General features: G+C 74.8%; 2 protein-coding genes and 1 pseudogene. 2 read left to right on the forward strand and 1 reads right to left on the reverse strand.

Annotated features, from left to right (window positions below; translation table 11 throughout):
- Positions 1-77: 77 nt before the first annotated feature.
- Positions 78-646 (reverse strand): annotated as a pseudogene (locus tag ACFW6P_RS18780) (DegT/DnrJ/EryC1/StrS family aminotransferase); the annotation flags it as partial.
- Between the two features lie 377 nt (positions 647-1,023).
- On the opposite strand from ACFW6P_RS18780, the gene fahA reads away from it, so the two are divergent.
- Together fahA and ACFW6P_RS18790 are read left to right on the forward strand one after the other, a co-directional pair.
- On the forward strand, positions 1,024-2,235 hold the full coding sequence (gene fahA, locus ACFW6P_RS18785; protein ID WP_386424163.1) for a fumarylacetoacetase: 1,212 nt from the start codon (positions 1,024-1,026) through the stop codon (positions 2,233-2,235).
- A gap of 317 nt (positions 2,236-2,552) precedes the next feature.
- Positions 2,553-3,491 carry a M56 family metallopeptidase gene (locus ACFW6P_RS18790; RefSeq protein WP_386424198.1) on the forward strand — a complete coding sequence of 313 codons (939 nt, stop codon included), beginning with the start codon at positions 2,553-2,555 and terminating at the stop codon, positions 3,489-3,491.
- Positions 3,492-3,680 lie beyond the last annotated feature (189 nt).

Raw genomic sequence — 3,680 nt, forward strand, 5'->3', positions numbered from 1 at the left:
ACGCACCGCCGCCTCCACGCACCGCCGCCTCCACGCACCGCCGCCTCCACGCACCGCCGCCTCCACGCACCGCCGCCTCCACGCACCGCCGCCTCCGCGCACGGCCGCACCGCGTAGGCGAGTTCGGCGCCCGTCCGGCGCGGCGCGGGCAGGCCCGCGCAGGTCTCCGCCACGGCCTGCCGCAGCCCAGGGTCGGCGAGGGACAGCATCCCTCCGGCCTTGGCCCAGATGTGCTTGGACAGGCTGAACACGGACGCCTCACCCCACGCCCCGACGGGCCGGTCCCCCACCCGGCTGCCGATCGCGTGCGCCCCGTCCTCGAACAGCCGGATGCCCAGCGCGTCGCACTTCTGCCTCAGCGGCGGCGCCGGATCGGGATTGCCGTACGGGTTCGTCGTCAGCACGGCCGCGAGCCAACCCAGGCGCCGTCCGGCACGGCGCCAACGTCGATCGACGCGTCGAGCGCGCGCAACGGCGCCTGCACGGGACGCAGTCCGGCAGCGAGCACCACGAAGAAGACCACGTCGTCGTTGACCGGCGACATCAGCACCCGCCCGCCGGGCGGTCACCAGTGGCGCAGCGCCACGTACAGCCCGAAGCGGCACGACGGTACGTACACGCATTCCCGGCCGACCCGTCCGCGCATGGTCTCTTCCAGCCGCTCAGGCTGTGCACCACGCAGCGCCGAGCCCGGGCCGGCCTCCCCCATGGCCGTCCGCCCCCTGGTGTGCCAAAGGAACGCCCCCTCCCCGAGGTCTTCCGGCACCCGCCCAGATTCGCCCCGTTCGCACCGTTCCCTGAAGATTGCGTCACTTCCTGTGGATAACCTTCGGCGCGTACGCATGTGCGACCCCATCGGCCGCACCGGTCAAGGCCGGCCGAGTACGACCTGGTCCACCTGCCCCGATCCTCGGCATCCGCCTCCTGAGGCACTGCCCAGGACGCCCGTGTCACCCGTAACGTGTGGCATGACCACGAACACGTGGCGACGACACGGCGCACCCGAAAGCGAGGCAGCACCCGATGCCCCCCTTCGATGTCCCCGAGGGCGACCCCTTCGGCCCGCACAACCTGCCGTACGGCGTGTTCTCCCTCCCCGGCTCCGACCGGCGGACGGTGGGCGTCCGGCTCGGCGACCACGTGCTGGACGCGGGCGCGGCCGCCCACACGCTCGGCTCCCCCTACGCCTCCCTGCTGGCCCGGCCGAGCCTGAACCCGCTGCTGGCGGCGGGCCGCACGGCCTGGTCGGACGTGCGCCGGGCCCTGACCGCCTGGGTGACCGTGCCCTCCCACCGCGAGACGGTCGAACCGCTGTTCCACCCGCTGTCCGAGGTGACGCTGCACCTGCCCTTCGAGGTCGCCGACTACGTCGACTTCTACGCCTCGGAGAACCACGCCCGCAACGTCGGGCAGATCTTCCGCCCGGACGCCGAGGACTCCCTCACCCCCAACTGGAAGCACCTGCCGATCGGTTATCACGGACGCTCCGGCACGGTCGTCGTCTCCGGCACGGACGTCGTGCGGCCCTCGGGCCAGCGCAAGGCGCCGGCCGACGCCGCTCCCGTCTTCGGCCCGTCGGTCCGCCTGGACATCGAGGCGGAGGTCGGCTTCGTCGTGGGCGTGCCGTCCCGGACGGGCACGCCGGTGGCCCTCGGCGACTTCCGCGAGCACGTCTTCGGGCTGTGCCTGCTCAACGACTGGTCCGCGCGCGACATCCAGGCCTGGGAGTACGTCCCCCTCGGCCCGTTCCTCGGCAAGTCCTTCGCCACCTCCGTGTCGGCCTGGGTCACCCCTCTGGACGCCCTGGAGGAGGCCCTCGTGGCGCCCCCGGCCCGGACCCACGGGCTGCTGCCGTACCTCGACGACAGCGACGAGGAACCCGGCGGCTACGACCTGCGCATCAGCGTCGCCGTCAACGGCCACGTCGTCTCCGAACCGCCCTTCTCCACGATGTACTGGACCGCCGCCCAGCAGCTGGCCCACATGACCGTGAACGGCGCCTCGCTGCGCACCGGCGACCTCTACGGCTCCGGCACGGTCAGCGGCCCTTCGGAACGCGAGCGCGGCTCCCTGCTGGAACTGACCTGGAACGGCCGCGACCCGCTCGAACTCCCGGACGGCAAGCGGACGTTCCTGGAGGACGGCGACGTGGTGACCCTCTCGGCCTGGGCCCCCGGACCCGGCGGCGTGCGGGTGGGGCTGGGCGAGGTGACCGGGCGGATCGTGCAGGGCTGACCCGGCGCGAGCGGGGGCGGCCGGCCGTCGCCCCGTCCGGTCCCTCTCTGCCCGCCGGACCCCTGACGCACGCCGCCCGGCCCGTCATACTGGGGCGCGGGGCGGTGTGCCCGCACGCGCGGTACACGGCACGCTCGGCGTGTTCCCGCGGTCACCGGCACGGGCGCGTCGCACGGGCCCGCCGCGGTCGCCGGTGCGCGGGGCGTACGACGTCAAGAGCCCGGTGAGCACGGCAGCCGCGCCACGCGTGCGCACGCGACCGCCCCGCACGACCCGTAGCCGCCCCTCTTCCGACCAGGAACCGGAGCCCCGTGGCCATGACCGTCTGCCTGCTCCTGCTGGGCGTTGTCGCCGTGACGGCCGCCGTTCCCGTGCCCCGCGCGCTGACCCGGGCCGCGTGGCCGGAGCGGGAACCGGTGGTCGGGCTCTGGGCGTGGCAGTGCCTGGTCGCCACCGTGCTGCTGTGCTGTGTGACGGCGCTCGCGCTGGGCGCCGCCGCCGTGTTCGGCACGGTCCGCGTCCAGCTCTTCGCTCCCGCCCCGCCCGCGGTGACCGCGGCGTACGACCTGTCCACGGCCCCGCCCTGGGCCGCTGCCCTCACCCTGCTGCTGGCCTGCGGTGCCGCCTGGACGACCGCGATGCTCGCCCGCGAACTGGTCGAGGCACGCCGCCGCCGCGCCCGGGCCCGCGCCCACCTGCGCGAACGCGCCCCCGACCTGCCGGCCGGCCTGCCCGCCGCCCGTGGGCCGCTGCTGGTCCTGGAGGACGAGTACCCGGACGCCTGGTGGATGCCCGGCAGCCCGCCCCAGCTGATCGTGACCACGGGCGCGCTGCACCGGCTGACCGGCCACCAGCTCGACGCCGTCCTCACCCATGAGCGCGGCCACGCCCGGGCCCGCCACGACTGGCTGCTTTACCTGTCCACCGCTCTGGCGAGCGGCTTCCCGCGGATCCCGCTGTTCGCCCACTTCTGCGACCAGACGCACCGCCTGGTCGAGCTGGCAGCCGACGACACCGCCTCGCGCCGCTGCGGCCACCTGACCACGGCGCTGGCCCTGATCGAGCTGAACCAGCACCGGGGCGTCCTGTCCTGCGCCTCCAGCCACCGCCTGCTGGGCGAGCGGGTCGACCGGCTCCTGGAGCCGCCTCCCCGGCTGGGCCGCAGGCACCGCGCGCTGACCACCACCACGGCCGCCCTCGTACCGCTGCTGCCCCTGCTGATCGCGTTCGCGCCGGGGCTCACGGCGCTGTCGTAACCGCCGTGGCGCCTGGGGCCCCGGCGGCTGCCGAGGGGCTTGCGGGTCGCCCTGACCTGCCCCGAGTGGGGGAAGGCCGGGGTCAGCCCGGCCCTGCAGCCCGTTCTTCCGGGCTTGAGGTCAGCCCGGCCGTGCTTCCAGTCCTCCGGATCGGGCCAGGGACCAGCCCGGCCCTCCATCCACTCCTCC

It is taken from the genome of Streptomyces sp. NPDC058741, from assembly GCF_042746715.1.
GTDB lineage: Bacteria > Actinomycetota > Actinomycetes > Streptomycetales > Streptomycetaceae > Streptomyces.

Bases quoted from the DNA above. Each gene is read 5' to 3' on its own strand.
- fahA (WP_386424163.1), top strand. From the start codon at position 1,024: ATGCCCCCCTTCGATGTCCCCGAGGGCGACCCCTTCGGCCCGCACAAC.
- ACFW6P_RS18790 (WP_386424198.1), top strand. From the start codon at position 2,553: ATGACCGTCTGCCTGCTCCTGCTGGGCGTTGTCGCCGTGACGGCCGCC.